This window comes from Brucella sp. NBRC 12953 (genome assembly GCF_040369775.1).
GTDB lineage: Bacteria > Pseudomonadota > Alphaproteobacteria > Rhizobiales > Rhizobiaceae > Brucella > Brucella pseudogrignonensis.
Genome location: NZ_BAABSV010000003.1, coordinates 317,457 through 334,668 on the forward strand (window position 1 = coordinate 317,457; position 17,212 = coordinate 334,668).

Sequence of the window (17,212 nt, forward strand, 5' to 3'; positions counted from 1 at the left end):
GCCAAGGCGAAGATCGTCCGATACCAAGCGTCGTTCCTCAAAATGAGAAGGCAGCGGGCAAGCCCGCCGGTAGAGCGGTTTCATTTTTAGCAGAATCGTTGAAACCGCTCTATTTCTTTGTTTTCACGCATTATCCAACACAAAACCGCGATGCACTTTTGCTGGAAATGCTTTGATCTACTCTAGTTAATCCCGGTTCTGTCCAGAACAAGATTGAGCTTGAGCACATTGACCACGGGCTCACCAAGAAAACCAAGCTCGCGCTGCTCGATCTGCTGTTCGACGATACCGCGAAGGCTCGCTTCGTCAAGCCCGCGCGCTTTGGCAACGCGAGGCACCTGAAAAAGAGCAGCTTGTGGTGAGATATGCGGATCAAGCCCGCTTGCCGATGTTGTGACGAGATCAATCGGCACTTCGGCATTGGGTGTACCCTGCCGCAATGCGTCGGCATCGGCTTTGATGCGTGCAATCAGTGCCGGATTGGTTGGCCCAAGATTGGAGCCACCCGAGCTTGCAGCATCATAACCTTCTTTGCCAGCCGCAGAAGGGCGGCCATGGAAATAGCGGTCGCCTGCAAATTTCTGGCCGATCAGTTCAGAACCGATCACCTTGCCATCCTTTTCGATGAGGCTGCCATTGGCCTGTTGCGGAAAGATGGCTTGTGCAAGGCCGGTCATGCCAAGCGGATAAATCAGCCCTGTGATGACAGTAAGAGCAACGATCATGACGAGTGCTGGACGCAGTTGTTTCAACATTTTCTTGGTCCTTAAACCAGGCCGAGGGCGACGAGGGCCATATCAATGGCCTTGATGCCGATGAACGGAACAATGACGCCGCCGAGGCCGTAGATCAGAAGATTGCGCGACAGCAGTGCGCCTGCGCCGACAGGCTTATAAGCAACGCCCTTCAGCGAAAGCGGGATCAGCGCGACAATGATGAGTGCGTTGAAGATGATCGCCGAGAGGATCGCGCTTTGTGGGGTTGCAAGCCCCATGATGTTGAGCGTGCCAAGCTGCGGATAAAAGGCGAGAAACATCGCGGGAATGATCGCAAAATACTTGGCAATGTCATTGGCAATCGAGAAGGTCGTGAGTGCGCCGCGCGTCATCAGCAATTGCTTGCCGATCTCAACAATCTCGATGAGCTTGGTTGGATCGCTATCGAGATCGACCATATTCCCGGCCTCGCGTGCGGCAACCGTTCCGGTATTCATGGCAACGCCGACATCGGCCTGCGCCAGGGCTGGCGCGTCATTGGTGCCGTCGCCGCACATCGCCACAAGCTTGCCCTTGGCCTGTTCCTGCCGGATAAGCTCAAGCTTGTTTTCTGGCGTTGCCTGCGCCAGAAAATCATCGACGCCTGCTTCTGCAGCAATCGCCGCCGCCGTCATCGGATTGTCGCCAGTAATCATCACTGTGCGGATACCCATGCGGCGCAATTCAGTGAAACGCTCGCGGATACCACCCTTGACGATATCCTTGAGGTGAATGACGCCAAGCAGGCGTCCATCCTTGCTGACTGCCAACGGCGTTCCGCCGGTTTTGGCGATTGTGTCGGCAATGGCTTGCAGTTCATGGACGGTCTTTTCATCCGATGTTGCATGTTTGAGCACGGCATCAACCGCGCCCTTGCGGATTGACGACCCATCAACATCGACACCGCTCATCCGGCTTTGCGCCGTGAAAGGCACGAAGATCGCATTCAGGCTCTGCATATCGCGGCCGCGCATGTCGTATTTTTCCTTGGCAAGAACGACGATGGAGCGGCCTTCTGGCGTTTCGTCGGCAAGCGAGGCCAATTGTGCGGCATCGGCAAGGGCCAGTTCATTCACGCCGCTAACCGGCATGAAGGCTGTGGCCTGACGATTGCCGAGCGTGATTGTGCCGGTCTTGTCGAGCAAAAGCGTGTCAACGTCACCGGCAGCTTCCACCGCACGGCCAGACATCGCAAGCACATTGAAGCGCACCAGACGGTCCATGCCGGCGATGCCGATTGCCGACAAAAGTGCGCCGATTGTGGTCGGGATCAGGGTGACGAAAAGAGCAACCAGCACGATGACGGGAATATAGCCGCCCGCATAGGAGGCAAAGCTCGGAATTGTCACGACAGCCAGAACAAAGATCAGCGTCATGCCTGCAAGCAGGATGTTGAGCGCGATTTCATTTGGCGTCTTCTGGCGTTCAGCCCCTTCGACAAGGCTGATCATCTTGTCGATGAAAGTCGAGCCCTGAGCCGCTGTGATGCGGACCTTGATCCAGTCAGACAGAACCTGCGTACCGCCGGTGACAGCAGAGCGGTCGCCGCCCGATTCACGAATGACCGGAGCGGATTCACCTGTGATGGCTGCTTCGTTGACGGAAGCCACACCTTCGATGACTTCGCCGTCGGATGGAATGATATCGCCTGCTTCAACGATCACCACATCGCCGACCTTGAGACTTGTACCAGCTACGGTCGTAAAGTCTTTCTGTCCTAGATCACGGAGCAGTTTGGCCTGGGTTTCCGTGCGGGTGCGGCGCAGGGATTCCGCCTGTGCCTTGCCACGAGCTTCGGCAACAGCTTCGGCAAAATTGGCAAACAGCACCGTGAACCAGAGCCACAGCACGATCTGGAACGAAAAGCCGATATCGGCTCCGCTGGTCGCAACATCCTTCAACAGAAGAACAGTGGTGAGCATGGAGACCACAGCCACCACGAACATCACCGGATTGCGTGCAAGGCTTTTGGGATTAAGCTTGCGAAAAGCGTCACCAATGGCGGGGATGAGGATGCGCGCATCAAGGATGCTGGCCTTAACGACTTTGGCGGATTGGGACTTGCTCATAGGGAACTCCAGAAAAGCGGACCCAGAAATTCTGCAGCAAGCACGATCATCAGCACTGCTGCGAGGATGAGGAGAATGAGGTTTGATGGCCTAAAACTCCGTGCATCCGAATGGATGCAAAAAGGAGTTATTAACTTGCTGAATATGTGCATCAGAATGTCTGCCCGTTGATCAGCGCGAGATGTTCAGCCACAGGTCCGAGCGCCAGTGCGGGGAAGAAGATCAGACCACCCACAACGAGAATGACACCGATCAACAGACCGACGAAAAGCGGTCCGTGGGTCGGGAATGTCCCGGCGGATTCGGGTGCTGCCTTCTTGGCAACCAGTGAGCCTGCAATTGCCAGTGCCGGTACGATGACCAGAAAGCGGCCCATCAGCATCGCAAGACCGATGGTGATATTGTACCAGGGCGTGTTGCCCGAGAGGCCGCCAAAGGCAGAACCGTTATTGGCGGTGCCCGACGTATAGGCATAAAGGATTTCCGAAAAGCCATGCGGTCCGGGATTGGCTATCGAGCTTAGACCCGCCGGAATGACTGTGGCGATTGCCGTAAAGCCAAGGATCGAAAGCGGCAGGCAGAGAACGGCGAGCATGGCCATCTTCACCTCTTTTGCCTCGATTTTCTTGCCCAGATATTCCGGTGTGCGTCCGACCATCAGACCAGCCACGAAGATTGCCACGACAACAAACAGGATGATGCCGTAGAAGCCTGCGCCCACACCGCCGATAATGATTTCACCCAGCATCATGTTGATCATGGGAATCATACCGCCAAGCGCCATCATGCTGTCATGCATGGCAATGACTGCGCCACAGGAGGCGGCTGTCGTCACCACTGCAAATAGCGCCGACATGGTAATGCCGAAGCGGGTTTCCTTGCCTTCCATATTGCCGCCATCAATGCCAAGCGCGTGGATCAGCGGATTGCCCGCAGCTTCTGCCCAGTAGCAAATGGCAACACCGGCCACAAAAAGCACACCCATTGCAGCGAAAATCGCCCAGCCCTGCTTTTCATTGCCGACCATGCGGCCAAACACATTTGTAAGGCCTGCACCGATGGCAAAGATCGCTACCATCTGGATCATGTTCGAAATGGCATCGGGATTTTCAAATGGATGCGCGGAATTGGCATTGAAGAAGCCGCCGCCATTGGTGCCGAGCATCTTGATGGCAAGCTGGGAAGCGACCGGACCAAGTGCTATGACCTGACGCGCGCCTTCAAGCGTGGTGGCTTCGACATAAGAGCCGAGCGTCTGCGGTACACCGAGCGCCACAAAAGCGAGTGTCATGACCACACAAATCGGCAGCAGGATATAGAGCGTGCAGCGTGTGAGGTCACACCAGAAATTGCCCAGCGTGCGCGAGAAGGCGCGGATAAGCGCAATGGCAATTGCCACACCCGTTGCAGCCGAAACGAAGTTCTGGACCGTAAGACCTGCCATCTGGGTGAGATAGGACATGGTGCTTTCGCCACCATAGTTCTGCCAGTTGGTGTTGGTCACAAAACTTGTTGCCGTGTTGAAGGCGAGATCGGCAGGCACATTGCTCATGCCCATCGGGTTGAGAGGCAGGGAGCCTTGCGCGCGCTGCAGAAAATAAAGCAGCAGAAAGCCTGCAAGATTGAACATCAGCATGGCGGCTGCATAGCTCGTCCAGTGCTGCTCCTCACGCTCGCTTGTTCCTGCCAGACGATAAAGTCCCCGTTCGATGGGAACGAGGACAGGCGACAGAAACGTGCGCTCGCCATTGAAAACGCGCGTCATATAGCTGCCAAGCGGCTTTATGAGCGCGATGATGATCCCGCAAAAGATGAGGATCTGTATCCATCCATTGATTGTCATGGTTTTTCCCAAGCCTGATTAGAGCGCGTTTCGATCTGATTGAAACAGATCCGCGCTCTAAATCTTTGGTTTAACGCGCATCGTATCCGAAATTGGCTTCCCACTTTTCGGGATGCGCTCTAGGCTCAAATCGGCTGCTTATTCAGAACCGTTCCGGACGAATGAGCGCGTAAAGAAGGTAGGCGGCAACGAAAGCCGCAACCAAGGCGCCTGCGATATATTCAATCAGCATGGCGGGTTCCTCAAAGCCTCTCGCAAAGGCGCAAATAGCCAAACAGCATTGCGAAGAAAGCGATGCCGATACCAAGAACGGCAATATCCATTGTCATTTTGAATGCCCTGTCGCGATTGCCTCATGGGCTGAATGCCTATGGGCTCTCTGTTTCCACAGCAGGGATTATGCTGCCGCAGCCCATAGGGTTTCGAGAGAGGGGAAAAGGCTGAAAAATAAAAAAGTCATATATGTTTTGACGCCAGGCAGGTGACAACAAAAAAACGCGCCGCTGGTTGCGACGCGTTTTGACTTTCAATTTTGCGATGTATCTTATGGGTTCAGATCATCAAAGGCCCGGACAATTGCATCTTTCGGGCTCTTGCTGGCAATCAGGCTTGCCAGAAGAATACGCGCCTGACCGGGACGCAAAGTCTGCGAATGCACAGCACCGGCTGCAACCAGATCATGGCCGCCACCACCGCCGCCGTAACCCGGCACGAGAACGCCGCTTGGAACGCGGCTTGAAACCACCACCGGGATATTGTTTTTCGTACAGTCTTTCACGGCTTCAACGATTGTTGCATTGGCATTGCCAGAGCCAAGAGCTGCCAGCACAATGCCGTGGCTTTGAGCCTGAATGCTCGCCCGAAGATGCAGGTCGTCGCAACCCGGATGAATGGCAACAATATCGACCCGTGTTGTGCTGATAGATGCGGGCAGGCGGATAGCATCCGGTCTTTCCAGATCCCGCACTTCCCTAAAAGCATCGGCGTGGTCACTGCTGAACTTGAATGCGCCCCATGCAGGCACGATCCTGCCGCCGAAGGCGATCAATACGCCTCTTTCGGCATTGGCCGGGTCTGTAGCGAGATTGATTGCAGTCGTCAGATTGTGTGGACCATCCGCATCGGGATGATCGGCGGTGAACTGCGCGCCGGTTAAAATCACCGGCTTGGAAAGATGGTGTTGCAGGTGAACGAGCAGGGCCGTTTCTTCCATGGCATCCGTGCCATGCAGCACGACAACACCATGAATTTCAGGATCTGCAATCTGCGCTGCAACCGCATCGGAGACAGTCTGCATATCGATCAGTGTCAGGCTGGATGAATCCTTAGCCATCAGATCGATGGGGCGCAGCTGCGCCCCGACATCGCCAAGGGTCGCAAGCAGATCGTCACCATTGAGCGTCGGCGTGGCTGCGCCATCTTCCCCGCGCTTGCTTGCAATAGTTCCACCGGTGGCGATAACCGCCACCAATGGTTTGAATTGCGAATTACTCACTCTGCCCCTCAATCAGCTGTTTTTTGCGTCTCAGCTGCGCGTTCTGCCGCCAGACGATAGATTCGGTCACGCAGACCATACCAGCCAATAACCAGTGCGGGTACAATGATAATCAGCGAGCCGATGGTGTAGGAGCCGACCGGATAGTCTGCCGCCATCAGAACCAGAACGCCGAACAGGAAGAACAGCGTCAGGATGCCGGTATATGGCGCGCCGAACATACGGAAATCCGGACGGGCGATCTCGCCTTTGCGCGCGAGATACCACAGCTTGAGCTGGCAAAGGATGATTACGCCCCAGGCTGTGATGATGCCCAGCGAAGCAAGGTTCAGCGCGATTTCAAAAGCTGCGGCAGGCACAAACGCGTTGAGTGCAACGCCAATTGCGGTGACGACTGCGGTAACAGCAATGCCGCCATAAGGGACGCCGCTCTTGTTCATCTTGGCAAGTGCCGCCGGAGCAGAACCCGAAACAGCCATCGAGTGCAGAATGCGTCCGGTGGAATAAAGACCGGCATTCAGCGATGACAAAACCGCAGTCAGCACGACGAGGTTCATGATGATATCTGCACCCTGAACGCCGATCTTGCTGAAGAAGGTCACAAACGGGCTTTCACCAGCCGAATAGAGCGTATGCGGCAGCAGAAGGGTGAGCAGCAGAACCGAGCCGACATAAAAGACCAGCAGGCGGAAGACGACTGTTTTAATCGCGCCCGGCATAATCTTGCGTGGGTCTTCGGTTTCACCAGCCGTGGTGCCGATCAGCTCGATTGAGGCATAGGCGAAGACCACGCCTTGTATGATTACAAGGGCGGGCAGGATACCGTTCGGGAAGAAACCGCCGCTTTCACGAATGAGATGAAAACCCGGCTGATGGCCATCGATCGGGGTGCCGGACACGACGAAATAAATGCCGACAGCAAGGAAAATTACCAGCGACAGCACTTTGATAAGGCTGAACCAGAATTCCAGTTCACCGAAAACCTTGACCGAGAGCAGGTTCATCGACAGCACGAGGACGAGCGCGGTCATCGCAAACATCCACTGGTCGATCCCCTCGAGCCAGGGCACATAATGCTTGAAGAAATTCATGTAGAGGGCGACAGCAGTCACGTCCGCAATCGATGTCATGGCCCAGTTGAGCCAGTACATCCAGCCAGCCGCAAAGGCCATCTTCTCGCCGTAGAATTCACGGGCATAGGAGACGAAGGAGCCGGAGCTCGGGCGATGCATAATCAGCTCGCCAAGGGCGCGCAGCACCAGAAATGCGAAAAAGCCACAGACGGCATAAACGAATACAAGCGACGGGCCAGCCTGAACCAGACGTCCGCCTGCACCCAGAAACAGACCCGTTCCGATTGCTCCCCCGATGGCAATCATCTGGATCTGACGCGGCTTCAGCGCTTTGTGATAGCCGCGGTCTTCTTCTGTGAAGACTTCGCGTTCTGCCGGTGTGGCTTTGATAAATTCCGTTGTCATCGCTCCTCCCTGAGAGCTCAGTTTTGAATAAAGGCTATAGCTTTACGCAGTACCCGCAACGAAGAACGGCATTTTTGAAACAGTCAGATACATGGAGCTCGTGCACGGCCCGGCAATGCATCTTTTGTTTTAATTGAAAGCATTGTTGAGAAAAGAAACCTCACCACCCTAAGGGTGAGCAGGCTTCCGAACATGCTTCAATTCGTTCCCATTGCATTTTCTGTAAAGCTGCATGACAGATTTAATTGCGGCTTTAACGCATATCAGAAAACACGAGTCAAGTTCACAAGTGTGTTGACGCTTGTCTCAAGGAGGAGTAACCGAATTAAATCTGTCATGCTGTCAGACAGATTTAACGTTTCGAGTTCAGGAGGACAAAGTGGTCGGAACGCGCGTTGAACATGATCTGCTTGGTGCAAAGGAGGTGCCTGCAGATGCTTACTGGGGCGTCCATACGGCGCGAGCAGTGGATAATTTTCAGATTACAGGCGTCAGCATCGGACGCTATCCCTATCTCGTGCGCGGCCTGACCTTCGTCAAAGAAGCCGCAGCGCTGGCCAATCATGAGCTTGGCCTGATGAGCCGCCAGCATCTGGATGCGATTGTGAGTGCCTGCCGCGAAATCCGTGATGGCGCACTGCACGATCAGTTCGTGGTCGATGTCATTCAGGGCGGTGCGGGCACATCCACCAACATGAATGCAAACGAGGTTATCGCCAATCGTGCGCTGGAATTGCTTGGGCATGAAAAGGGCGATTACGCGCATCTGCATCCCAACGACCATGTCAATCTCAGCCAGTCGACCAATGATGCCTATCCGACCGCAATTAATGTCGGTCTGATTGAAGCCATTGATGAGCTGGCCGATTGCATGGAAATTCTTCAGGCATCGTTTGAGCGTAAAGCGCGCGAATTCGACAAGATGCTGAAGGTCGGGCGCACACAGCTTCAGGATGCGGTTCCGATGACACTGGGTCAGGAGTTTCGCACCTTTGCAGTGATGCTTGGCGAAGATCGCCTGCGGTTGCTTGAATCGGCAAAGCTTCTGCACGAAATCAATCTAGGCGCCACGGCAATCGGCACCGGGCTTAATGCGCCGAAAGGCTATGCAGCGCTTGCCTGCGAGCACCTTTCGCGACTGACAGGTCGCCCGCTGGTCACGGCCAGCGATCTGATTGAAGCGACACAGGATCCGGGCGCTTTCGTGCATCTTTCAGGCGTTTTGAAGCGCGTTGCGGTCAAGCTTTCCAAGACCTGCAACGATCTTAGACTTTTGTCGTCCGGTCCGCGTGCCGGTATCGGCGAAATCAACCTGCCAGCCGTTCAGGCAGGTTCCAGCATCATGCCGGGCAAGATCAATCCGGTGATCCCGGAAGTGGTCAATCAGGTGGCTTTTGCGGTCATCGGCAGCGACATCACGATCACCATGGCAGCCGAAGGCGGTCAGCTGCAGTTGAATGCATTTGAGCCGATCATCGTGCGCTCACTGTCGGAAAGCATCAGCCATCTGGGTGCTGCCTGCCGCATTCTTGCAGAACGCTGTGTGGATGGCATTACCGCCAATCCAGAAATCATGGCGCGCCGTGTGGAGGAATCCATCGGTCTTGCCACAGCGCTTAATCCGCTGATCGGCTATTATGCGGCGACCAAAGTTGCGCAGGAAGCGCTTGCCACCGGTCAGACGGTGCCGGAGGTCGTGCTTGCGCAGGGCCATATGACAGCGGAACAATTGCAGCAGGCGCTGAAGCCGGAACATCTGGCCAATCTGGCGATTGAGGCCTGAGCCTGAAGCGCATCGGACATTCAGTCTGATGCGCTTTTTTCTTTCGCCATAATGGTGGTGACAGCCAGCTTCACCTGACCGAGATGGCTCTGCATGGCCAGCCGCGCCTGTTCTTCGGAGCCACTCTTTATAGCTTCGGCAATCTGGCGATGCTCGATGTTGGAAGCCTCGCGGCGACCGGCCATGAGATTGACGAGCTCGGACTGGCGCGAAAGCGCCACGCGGGCATCAGCAACGATTTTTGCAAACATGGCATTGCCGGAAGCAGACGCTATCATGCTGTGAAATTCGGTGTCGAGCAGCACCCATTTATGCGGATCGGTCTGCTTTTCCATGCGGTCGCAGAGATCAATGAGTTTTGCCATCTGATCATCCGTGTGGCGGATTGCGGCCCATCCGGCTGCTGGCACTTCGATGAAGGGGCGGGCCTCGATCAGATCGCGCGCCGAATAGCCGCCATAGCTCAGTTCCGGGCCGGGAGATGTTTTAAGCACATAAGTCCCGCTTCCGGTGCGGGTATGGGTGAGGCCAAGCGTTTGCAGCGAGCGCAGCGCCTCGCGTACGATCGGGCGACTGACGCTATATTTTTCAGCGAGCTGAGCTTCCGAGGGCAGGCGGGTTCCGACCGAAAGTCGACCGCTTGCGATGGCTGAGCGAATATCTTCAAAGACGATTTCCGTAGCACTTTTCCGGCTTACCGGACTGGAATCTGCTAGCCATTCAGTGACCACCCAAAACTCTCCCGCTTTTTTGCAACCTGTCTAACAGCTAGGCAATTTATGACGGCAGGGCAACAGCTGTTTCGTACAAGACCGGGTTTAAGCAGAACTTAGCGCATGTCTCCAAAAAGCGGGAACCCGTTTTGGGCGACATGCTAGCGTTTGAGGGCGTGATAACGAGCGTGATGATAGACAAGCGGTTCACCCTCGCCGCTGACAATCCTGAGCGCACGACCGATGATAATGGCGTGGGTATGACGCTCGATGATCTCTTCAACGTCGCAATCGACGGAAGCAAGCGCGCCTTTCAGGGCCAGCGCGCCGCTTTCAAGCGCATACCATTCCGCACCTTCATAGCGCGCCGCACCCTTCTCGCCATTCCGGCCTGCAAAACGGTCGGCCACAGCCTGCTGCTCGCCCGAAAGAATGTTGAGGCAGAAGCGGCGTTCGGCATTGATTGTCGGCCAGACCGAGGCAGTTAGATTGATATTGACGATGATTGTCGGCGGTTCGACCGAAAGAGCGGTCGCAGAAGTCACGGTTGCGCCGGTTCTGGCGTCGCCGGTGCCTGTGGTGAGGACGCTGATGCCGGCAGCAAGCTGTCGCATCGCAGCTTTCAATTCATCCGCCGTGGCCGTGTTGGGGATTAAATCGAGCGCTGCAGAGTTCAGTCTGTTGGGATGTGCCATCAATCATGCCAACCGGAAACCTTGGGAGCGCTTCCGGCCTTTTGTTTGGGGGATATCAATATTGCAGCCGCACCGTATGCTTGGGGGAGGAGGGCGATGCGGCTACTGTCTTTATGTATGCTTTATTTCAGGCCGAGCAATATTGAGATGATCACGTAATGTCGAGCCCGTATATTCGATGCGGAACAATCCGCGATCCTGAAGGATAGGCACAACCTGTCTGTTGAAGTCTTCAAGACCGCCAGGGAAATAAGGTGGCATCACATTGAAGCCATCAGCAGCTTTGCCCTCAAACCATTCCTGCATCCGGTCGGCGATCTGCTCGGCTGTGCCAAGAACAATATGGTGGCCACGGCCAGCGGCGACGCGAAGCGCAAGATCACGGATGGTGAGGTTCTCACGGCGCGCGAGATCACGCAGAAGCTCCGCGCGGCTGCGAAGCTGATCGGAAATTGGCAGATCAGGCAACGGACCGTCGAGATCGTAATCAGCAAGGCTATGGCCGATGCGTTCTTCAAGAAGTGGCATGGCGCTTTTGATGTCCGTCCAGCGGTTAAGTTCTTTGAGCTCCTCTGCAGCATCTTCAAAACTGTCGCCGATCACCGGCATGAAACCGGGCATCACTGCAACGCTGTCGGGGTTACGACCGGCCTTGACCACACGATCCTTCAAGCTTGCATAGAAGGCCTGTGCTTCGGCAAGGCTTTGCTGAGCGGTAAAAACAATATCTGCAATACGCGCTGCGAGATCCTGACCCGGCCCGGACGAGCCTGCCTGAATGAGAACGGGATGGCCCTGCGGAGAACGCGGAATGTTGAGCGGACCCTGAACCGAATAATATTTGCCGGCATGATTGAGCACATGCACCTTGTTGGGATCGGCATAGACGCCGTTTTCCTTGTCTTTCGGAAAGGCATCGTCGTCCCAGCTATCCCAAAGACCGCGCACAACATCGACGAATTCCTCGGCAACGGCATAACGCTCGTCATGTTCAGGGTGGCTCTTCGAGAAATTGTTGGCCGTGCGGGCGTAAGAGGTGGTGACGATGTTCCAGGCGGCGCGACCATGACTCAGATGGTCGATAGAAGCGAATGCGCGTGCGGTATGATAGGGCTCGCCGTAAGTGGTGGAAGCGGTGGCAGCCAGCCCGATCTTGTCCGTGACCATGACCAGTGCGGATAACAGGGTCAGCGGTTCAAAACGCGCAACCATTGATGGATGAGCATCGACGCCGCTGGTCAGTCCGTCGGCCAGAAAAACCATGTCGAATTTTGCGTCTTCAGCTTGTTTTGCCACGCGACGCAGCAGGTCGAAATTTTCGCTGCCCGCCTCCGCATCCGGGTGCCGCCAGCCGGAAACATGGTGGCCTGCACCTTGCAGAAAGAGGCCGAGATGCATCTGTTTCTTGGTCATTTTTTTACTCCGGGGATTGGTTGAGCGACGAGATGAGTGTCTGCAAGTCGTCCACCGTCGTCATGGATTGCACGAGGTCGGGTATGCCTGCAAAGCGCTGGTCATTCTTCGTTGCGTCTTTGAATTTATCGGTCGGGTCGCTGATGCTCGGCAGACCATCGACGCGTTGCGAAAGTTTGGATCCGTTTGTGAGCGTGACATCGATGACGACGAAGCGGGTTTTTGGATCGGGCGAGAGCCGCGGGGCGTTCTCGTCATGACGCCGTGTCACTTTGGCCGAAAGTTGCGCCAGATCAGCATCGACCGGACGCTCATCAAAGTGAGCAATCGCCAGTTTTCCGTCACGCAAAGCAGCCGCAAAAATATATTCGGGGCTGAACCGCGCATCGATACCCGTCACGGGCCTGGTCGTGACCAGTGCGGCATCACCACCAGGCGGAAAAGTAATCGATACCGCTGCGATCTGATCGGGCTGCAAAGCTTTCTCATTGCGTAGTGCCAGAGCGCCAACGCCAACCGGATGGGCGGCGGTGCAACACGGGAAGGCTTTGAGTGTCAGGCCCGGCACGATGATCTGCCACGGCTCACCCCAGCCTTGCGTCACGCGCGATACATCGTCTGCACCAAAGGCGAAGGCTTTGAAAAAGCCGTTTGTATTGTCAATGAAATCAGGCGCACCAAGGAAACCTGCTTCCGCCAATCGGGCGGCTGTAAGCCCTGCGCGCGCAGCAAACCCCGCATGAAGCGGTTTGGCATCAAAGCCAAATTGCAGACGAAGCCCAGCCGATTGCGTGGCGGCAAGGCCGAGTGCAATTGCAGTGGTTGGTGCATCGAATTTCAGGAGATGCGCGATTGCTGCTGCAGCTCCTATTGTGCCGAGCGTTGCAGTTGCATGAAAGCCGGTTTCGTAATGCTTGGTGCCCATGGCAAGGCCGAGCCGGGCCATGGTTTCCAGTCCGACAATATAGGCCGAGATGAGAGCATCGGCCCTGATTTTACCTCCAGCGGCAACCGACAGAAGGGCCGGAATGATGGCAATCGTCGGGTGTCCGCGCACGCTGCCATGCACATCGTCATAGTCGAGCACATGCGCCGCATGACCATTGATGAGTGCTGCCGTGAAAGGATCGGCGGTCCCGCTTTGGCCAATCAGCACGACATTGCCACTGGCACCCAGAACCTTGCTGACGAGACGCGTGCTGCGATCATTCGCACCGCCAAGTGCGCAAGCGAGAAAATCAACGATTGCTGTTCGGGCAATGGCGACCGCTTCTGCTGATGGCTTGGAACCAATGATGGCCTGGCTTAATGCCTCCGTCACATGATCGGTCATATCAGATCCCTTCACCGCCTTCATTGACGCGGCTTACATTGCCGCCCAGGCCGTTGACGAAGGCACCAATGCGCGGGTTCGTGGATTTATAGAAGAGCTGCTCAGGCGTGCCTTGCTCGATGATGCGACCATTTTCGGTAAACACGATGGTATCGCTGATTTCTTCGGCAAAGCGCATTTCGTGGGTTACGAGGATGCTGGTCATACCTTCATTGACGAGATCACGAATGACCGACAGCACTTCACCGACGGTTTCCGGATCAAGTGCTGAGGTGACTTCATCAAACAAAACGAGTTCCGGACGCATGGCAAGGGCGCGGGCAATTGCGACGCGCTGTTGCTGACCGCCCGAAAGTTCACCCGGATAGGCATCGGTCTTATGTCCCAGACGAACCTTCTCCAGAAGCACCTTTGCATGGCGCTCGGCTTCGGCCTTTGACGTTCGCAGGATTTTGACCGGCGCAATGGTGATGTTTTCAAGAACCGTTAAATGCGGAAACAGGTTGAACTGCTGAAACACAATGCCGATGCGCTTTCGCAGGCTGATGCGCTCGGCTTCGCTTTTCAGCTCGTCCACGCGCGTCGAACCCACGGTGATCTTGCCCGATTGCGGGATCAGAAGGCCATTGATGCAGCGCAGGATTGTCGATTTTCCCGACCCAGATGGACCGATGATCGAGACTGCATCGCCCTTGTTGATCTTGAGATCGATGCCCTTGAGTACTTCATTCTGTCCAAAAGACAGATGAACGTTCTCCAGTTCGACCAGTGTAGTTTTGGTGGTGTCGCTCATGGGAATTTCAGATCCTTGTCAGCGGGAGGAAAGCCGCTTTTCGAGCCGCTGAGTAAAGCGCGACACGGGATAGCAGAAGAGGAAGAACGCCATCAGCACGGTCAGATAGATGATGACGGTGAAGTCGTTGCGCTGGACTGCGGTGCTTGCATCGGTTGCCGAATGCAACAGCTCATGCACGCCCACAAGCGAGGCCAAAGCCGTACCCATGGTGATAGACGTATAAAGGTTCATCCAGGGCGGCAGCGAACGCTTGACGCATTGCGGCAGGATGATCCAGCGCAACGATTGCAGGCGTGAAAAGCCGAGGCCCTGCGCTGCCTCCCATTGAGCCGTTGGGATCGACTGGACGGAGCCGCGGGTGATTTCCGCGATATGCGCGCTTGCCGGGATTGCAAGGCCGACGACTGCTTTGATCCAGTCGGGGAAAGCAATGTAATTGCCGAAGATCACCAGTTCGAACGGGAAAATATAGGTCGCAGCAAAAATCAGCACGAGATGCGGCGCGTTGCGGAAAATTTGCACATAGGTCACAGCCGGCGCGCGAATGATCCTGTAAGGGGCCAGTTCCATGATGCCGAGCAGCACGCCGGCAAAGGTGCCAAGCGTGATCGCAAAGACGCTGATCAGCACATTCATGGCAAAGCCTTTGCCAAGATAGGGCAGCCATTCGAGCCAGATCTGGCCAAGCGACGGATCAAGATAGAACCAGAGTGCCGTGGCCAGAATGATGGTCGTGAATGTGAGGGTCGCGGGCGACAGCCAGATGCCCGGCTTTTGTTCAACAGCAATGTTCATTGGCCATATCCCGGAATTGCAAGACGCTTTTCAAACCAGTAGCCAACGCGTGCCACGATGAGATTGATGATGCTGAAGAACAGAAGAATGACCAACATCAGCTCGACCACATTATCGCGCTGTGTCCAGATCAGGATCGACGCATAGGTTATCTCGCCCACGGCAATGGCCGAGCCAACGGTCGTGAGCTTCACCAAGTTGACGAGATTGTTGATAATTGCCGGAAGTGCCGTGCGGATTGCCAGCGGCAGTTCGACATAGATCAAGACCTGAAACGAATTGAAACCGATAGCGCGTGCAGCCTCGATGGTCGTACCGGGAACAGCTTCAATGCCGCCACGCAGTGCTTCTGCGTGAAGGGCGGCAATATGCAGGCCGGTGACCGCCACCAACCAGAAGAACGGCGTGAGTGGATTATTCTGCGCTCCGCCGATTGCGTTGGAAATCAGCATATTCAGCACGAGAAACCCGCACATCAGCTGCACCAGCGTTGGTGTATTACGGGTGAGCTCGACATAGCCGCGGACGGGAACGGCCAGCCAGCGCTTGCCTGATGTCAGTGCGCCCGCAAACAAAACGCCGAAAAAAAGGCTCAGCGGAATGGTGATCGCGACCAGCTTGAGCGTTGTGACCATGCCATTGAGCCACATATCAAGCTCATAGCCACTATTGAGAAATTCATAATTGAGGCCGATTGCGCTGGTGAGCTCAATAAAGCGCGAAATCAGAGCTTCTTTCATTGAAATGATCCGGTTGCGTTTAGAGCGCGCTAAGATCTGATTGGATCAGATCAGCGCTCTAAATCCTTTATACTGAGCATAGATTTATCGGTCCTCGTTCCACTCCGGTCGACTTATGCTCCGAGAACGCTCTGAAATTGCGGACGGATGAGCCGCCCGCAAATGTTCTGAAATTTGGGTATTGCGGGGCTGATAAAGCCTTCAATTACTGGGACTTGAGCTTGTTATGCTCTTCTTCAAGATAGCTCAGGTTTGGCAGGCGATTTGCCTTGGCGATCTCGATCATCTTGCCTGACGCGTGCAGATCGCGAACGATCTTGTCGAGGGCGGCTTCGGTGTCGTTCTCGTCCTTCTTCAACCAGATGACTGAATCCGAAGGTATCAGGTCGGTCGGGATCAGGATGCCGTAATCCTTCCACTCGTCGGCGCGGTCCTGAAGCATCAGACCCAGTGTGCCGCTAACATGAACGGAAACATCGCAATTGCCGCCCTTGAGTGCCAGAAGTGATTCCGGCTGACTTGGCAGTGCCTTGACGTTCGCGCCATATTCTTCGATCAGCGGCTGGGTGTAGTTAGACCCTTGCGAAACGCAGGCGATCTTGCCCTTGAGGTCTTTCCATTCCTTGATACCGCTGTCTTTGCGGCCAAGGGCAGCACCGCCCATGCGATCGTAAGGTGTCTTCACATAACCAAGCGATTTGGCGCGTTCTTCAGTGTACTGCATGTTGGCGATCAGAATATCGACCTTGCCCTGCTGAAGAAATTGTACGCGGTTGGGCGGCGTAACGGTTTGTGTTGCAAGCTCAACGCCGAGGCCTTTCGCCAGTTCGTTAGCGATGTCGATGTTGAGGCCCTTCTGTTCCTGCGTCTTTGGATCGATGTAGCCGAATGGTGCGCCCGACAGGATGATGCCGACGGTCAGCTTGCCCTTGGCTTTGATGCGATCCAGTGTTGCGTCTGCATGGGCCGCACCCGACGCGGCAAGGGCCATGAGAGAGCCCGCAATAAGAGTCTTGGTGAGGTTTTTGACGCTGAGGATCATGGGGGACTTCCTTCGATTAAGCTGGCGCGAATTTACAGGAAGTAGAACCCTCTTTACGACGAACCGATTTCCATTGGTCGAGATACAATTAGAATATCGTTCTAATAAATTTGAAAATTGGCATGAATTTCTGGTCTGCCGATTAAGCTCCAGCGAAAAGAAGCCTTGTCTGATCAGGTTTGTCCTGTATCAGAGTCTATTCGGAAGTTCAGATACGAATCCAGCTATCCAGTTTTGGATAAATTGGTAAGTTCTGATCTGG

At 55.2% G+C, this 17,212-nt stretch carries 15 protein-coding genes; 1 reads left to right on the top strand and 14 read right to left on the bottom strand.

Annotated elements, in window-relative coordinates; genetic code table 11:
• Window positions 1-182: 182 nt before the first annotated feature.
• The 6 genes from kdpC to ABWV94_RS09005 form a co-directional block, all read right to left on the bottom strand.
• Window positions 183-755, bottom strand: a complete 573-nt coding sequence (gene kdpC / locus ABWV94_RS08980; RefSeq protein ID WP_007877448.1) for a potassium-transporting ATPase subunit KdpC — start codon at window positions 753-755, stop codon at window positions 183-185.
• 11 nt (window positions 756-766) lie between these two features.
• Complete coding sequence (kdpB, locus tag ABWV94_RS08985) at window positions 767-2,824, bottom strand: potassium-transporting ATPase subunit KdpB (RefSeq protein WP_353413282.1); 2,058 nt, start codon at window positions 2,822-2,824, stop codon at window positions 767-769.
• A gap of 151 nt (window positions 2,825-2,975) precedes the next feature.
• Window positions 2,976-4,667, bottom strand: coding sequence for a potassium-transporting ATPase subunit KdpA (gene kdpA, locus ABWV94_RS08990; protein WP_353413284.1), 1,692 nt, complete (start codon window positions 4,665-4,667; stop codon window positions 2,976-2,978).
• A gap of 142 nt (window positions 4,668-4,809) precedes the next feature.
• Complete coding sequence (kdpF, locus tag ABWV94_RS08995) at window positions 4,810-4,899, bottom strand: K(+)-transporting ATPase subunit F (RefSeq protein WP_036567035.1); 90 nt, start codon at window positions 4,897-4,899, stop codon at window positions 4,810-4,812.
• Window positions 4,900-5,211: 312 nt separating this feature from the next.
• Entirely contained in the window at window positions 5,212-6,162 is a 951-nt protein-coding gene (locus tag ABWV94_RS09000) for an asparaginase (RefSeq protein WP_353413286.1), read from the bottom strand.
• Between the two features lie 8 nt (window positions 6,163-6,170).
• On the bottom strand, window positions 6,171-7,640 hold the full coding sequence (locus ABWV94_RS09005; protein WP_353413288.1) for an amino acid permease: 1,470 nt from the start codon (window positions 7,638-7,640) through the stop codon (window positions 6,171-6,173).
• A 379-nt stretch (window positions 7,641-8,019) separates the two neighbouring features.
• Here ABWV94_RS09005 and ABWV94_RS09010 point away from each other — a divergent pair, with 379 nt between their 5' ends.
• Complete coding sequence (locus ABWV94_RS09010; RefSeq protein WP_353413290.1) at window positions 8,020-9,423, top strand: aspartate ammonia-lyase; 1,404 nt, start codon at window positions 8,020-8,022, stop codon at window positions 9,421-9,423.
• 20 nt (window positions 9,424-9,443) lie between these two features.
• Here ABWV94_RS09010 and ABWV94_RS09015 read toward each other — a convergent pair whose 3' ends face one another.
• From ABWV94_RS09015 to ABWV94_RS09050, 8 genes are all read right to left on the bottom strand, one after another.
• Window positions 9,444-10,154, bottom strand: coding sequence for a FadR/GntR family transcriptional regulator (locus ABWV94_RS09015; RefSeq protein WP_353413292.1), 711 nt, complete (start codon window positions 10,152-10,154; stop codon window positions 9,444-9,446).
• Between the two features lie 143 nt (window positions 10,155-10,297).
• Complete coding sequence (locus tag ABWV94_RS09020; RefSeq protein WP_353413294.1) at window positions 10,298-10,831, bottom strand: flavin reductase family protein; 534 nt, start codon at window positions 10,829-10,831, stop codon at window positions 10,298-10,300.
• A 111-nt stretch (window positions 10,832-10,942) separates the two neighbouring features.
• Window positions 10,943-12,244: an LLM class flavin-dependent oxidoreductase gene (locus tag ABWV94_RS09025; protein ID WP_353413296.1), complete on the bottom strand. Its 1,302-nt coding sequence runs from the start codon at window positions 12,242-12,244 to the stop codon at window positions 10,943-10,945.
• Window positions 12,245-12,248: 4 nt separating this feature from the next.
• Window positions 12,249-13,577: an MmgE/PrpD family protein gene (locus ABWV94_RS09030; protein WP_353413298.1), complete on the bottom strand. Its 1,329-nt coding sequence runs from the start codon at window positions 13,575-13,577 to the stop codon at window positions 12,249-12,251.
• A 1-nt stretch (window position 13,578) separates the two neighbouring features.
• On the bottom strand, window positions 13,579-14,370 hold the full coding sequence (locus tag ABWV94_RS09035; protein ID WP_064321350.1) for an amino acid ABC transporter ATP-binding protein: 792 nt from the start codon (window positions 14,368-14,370) through the stop codon (window positions 13,579-13,581).
• Between the two features lie 18 nt (window positions 14,371-14,388).
• Window positions 14,389-15,168, bottom strand: coding sequence for an amino acid ABC transporter permease (locus ABWV94_RS09040; protein WP_353413300.1), 780 nt, complete (start codon window positions 15,166-15,168; stop codon window positions 14,389-14,391).
• Window positions 15,165-15,908 carry an amino acid ABC transporter permease gene (locus tag ABWV94_RS09045; RefSeq protein WP_064321351.1) on the bottom strand — a complete coding sequence of 248 codons (744 nt, stop codon included), beginning with the start codon at window positions 15,906-15,908 and terminating at the stop codon, window positions 15,165-15,167. Before ABWV94_RS09045 ends, ABWV94_RS09040 begins: the two co-directional genes overlap by 4 nt.
• A gap of 205 nt (window positions 15,909-16,113) precedes the next feature.
• Complete coding sequence (locus ABWV94_RS09050; RefSeq protein ID WP_007877429.1) at window positions 16,114-16,950, bottom strand: transporter substrate-binding domain-containing protein; 837 nt, start codon at window positions 16,948-16,950, stop codon at window positions 16,114-16,116.
• Window positions 16,951-17,212: the final 262 nt, after the last annotated feature.